This is a genomic window from Pseudonocardia lacus, assembly GCF_018531445.1.
GTDB lineage: Bacteria > Actinomycetota > Actinomycetes > Mycobacteriales > Pseudonocardiaceae > Pseudonocardia > Pseudonocardia lacus.
The window spans coordinates 1-2,361 of sequence record NZ_JAHDTH010000416.1 but is presented as its reverse complement, the minus strand read 5'-3'; the positions used below and the strand labels follow the sequence as shown (position 1 = coordinate 2,361).

Annotated in this window: 1 protein-coding gene and 1 pseudogene; one reads left to right on the top strand and one right to left on the bottom strand. The window is 72.1% G+C overall.

What is annotated here, in order from left to right; all coding sequences use genetic code 11:
* The coding region (locus KIK08_RS38640) for a hypothetical protein (RefSeq protein ID WP_408004795.1) at positions 1 to 2,118 on the top strand (2,118 nt) is incomplete at its 5' end.
* A 26-nt stretch (positions 2,119 to 2,144) separates the two neighbouring features.
* Here KIK08_RS38640 and KIK08_RS38635 read toward each other — a convergent pair.
* Positions 2,145 to 2,361 (bottom strand): annotated as a pseudogene (locus tag KIK08_RS38635) (IS630 family transposase); the annotation flags it as partial.

The window sequence follows — 2,361 nt, the reverse complement described above, 5'->3', positions numbered from 1 at the left end:
GGCGCGGCGGACGGCAAGGGGCGTGCCACCCCCCGCCGGCTGACCAGCCGGCGGGTGCCGCGCGCCCGCAAGCCGGTCGAGGGCGACGCCGCCGGTCCGCTGCTGCGCAGGCGCGCCGTGGCCAGCCTCGCGGTGGTCAGCCTGATCGCCGGTGGCGGGAGCTACATCCTGACCACCGAGGTCGCGCCGAACCGACCGCCCGCCACCGTCCCGCCCGCGCCGGACCCCGCGCTGGCCGCCAGCCAGTGGGAGACCCGCGCCGAGGTCGCGCTGGCCTCCATCAACAAGCAGCTCGACGCCGCGGCGCAGGCCGAGGCCAGCTGGCTGCAGATCCCCGAGGCGCGCCGCGGCAGCCGGCCGCCGGCGGCGGTGCAGGCCCTGCTCGACCGCAAGTCGCTGCTGGAGCAGCAGCGGGTCACGCTGGAGTCGCAGCTGGCGACCGTGCGGTCGCTGCCCGAGGTCGCCGCGGAGCTGTCCTCCACCCAGGCCGAGCTCGACTCGATGGAGCGGGCGCTCAACACGGCCCCGGCGACGTCCTCGATCGACCAGGTCGAGGCCAGCCGCCAGCTCGAGCAGCAGCGCCAGCGGCAGAAGGAGCAGCACGAGCGCAACCAGCGCGAGCTGGAGCAGGTGCGCTCCGGCGTCGGCCAGATGCTCGCCCAGCCGATCCCCGACGTCCAGGACCACACCAGCGCCGTGGTGCAGCGCGTCCACCAGGTGATCGCCGGCCTGCCCGACCCGACCCCGCCGCCGTCCAAGGCCGACCGCCCGCACCGGCCGGAGGCCACCCTGCCGCGCAAGGGCGGCTCGCACGAGCGCGAGCGCCAGGACGTCGGCCGCGCCGCCCCGCCCGACCCGTCGCGCGACGTGCTCGCCGCCGGGGCCGACGGGGACCGCGACCGCGGCGACCACCGCGACGAGGCCCGCGAGTCCGGGGGCGACCGGGGCGACGTCTCGGTACTCGCGCTGCCCGCCGCCGGCCTCGTGCTCCACGAGGGCGGCGAGTCGTCCCGGCCGATGGGCAAGGCCGAGCGGCTGGCCGCCCAGGCGTTGGGGGGCGACTCGCAGGACCACTCCGACGAGGGCGAGCGCTGGTTCGACCGCGTCGCAGGCGAGTCCTCGCACGACGACGACGGCGACGAGGGCCGCTCGGAGGACAGGTCCGACGACAAGTCCGACGAGCACGGGTCCGGCTCGCACTCCGACCACGACTCCGACGAGCGCGGCGGCCTGGGCGAGCACCTGGGCGACATCCTCGACCCGCGGGGCGGCCACTCCGACGACGACGAGAAGTCCGACCACGGCAGTGGCGACAAGTCCGACGACAAGTCCGACGACAAGGGCCACGACAAGGGCGACAAGGGCGACCACAAGGGTGAGGACAAGTCCGACGACAAGGGGCACGACGGGTCCGACGGCGTCGGCGGCCACCTCGGCGACATCCTGAACCCGGGCGGCGACCACAAGTCCGACGACAAGGGCGACAAGGGCGACGACAAGCACGGCGACAAGCACGGCGACAAGGGCGGCGACAAGTCCGAAGACAAGGACAAGGGCCGGGACAAGGGCCGGGACAAGGGCAACGGGTCGGGCGACGAGGACGAGAAGGCCGGCGACCGGCACGACGTCAAGAAGCCCGAGAAGGACGGGTCCCAGGACGACAAGTCCACGGACAAGGGCGGCGACAAGCCCGAGGACAAGGGCCGCCACGGCGACAAGGACCGCGACAAGTCCGACGAGTCCAAGGACGACAAGGGCGACAAGCACGACGACAAGCACGGCCACGGCGACAAGGACCGCGACAAGGACCACGGGTCCAAGGACGACGACCGCCCCGGCGACAAGCACGACGACAAGCACGACGACAAGCACGACGACAAGGACGACAAGTCGGGGGACAAGGACGACAGGTCCAAGGACAAGGACGACAGGTCCGACGACAAGAGCGACACGTCCAAGGACAAGGACGACAAGTCCGACGACAAGAGCGACACGTCCAAGGACAAGGACGACAAGTCCGACGACAAGGACGACAGGTCCAAGGACAAGGGCGAGAAGTCCGAGTCGAAGGACGAGAAGAAGTCGGAGAAGAAGTCCGACGACTCGGGCGACGACTAGTGCGGTGACCACTTAGGTTCACCGGGTCATGCTGCTGCAGGTCGTCCCCAGCGGCGTTGGCGTTCGCTGCGGACTCGTGCTCGTTCGCGGCGTTGGGCGGCGAGGACGTCCGGGTGGCGGGCGTTGGCGTTGCGCCAGCGCAGATACGCCTGCAGCCGGCGCGCCAGCGCCGGGTGGTTGGGGTGGTTCGAGGCGCCCATCACGAAGCTGCGCAACGGCCCGAACTGCGCCTCGATCGGGTTG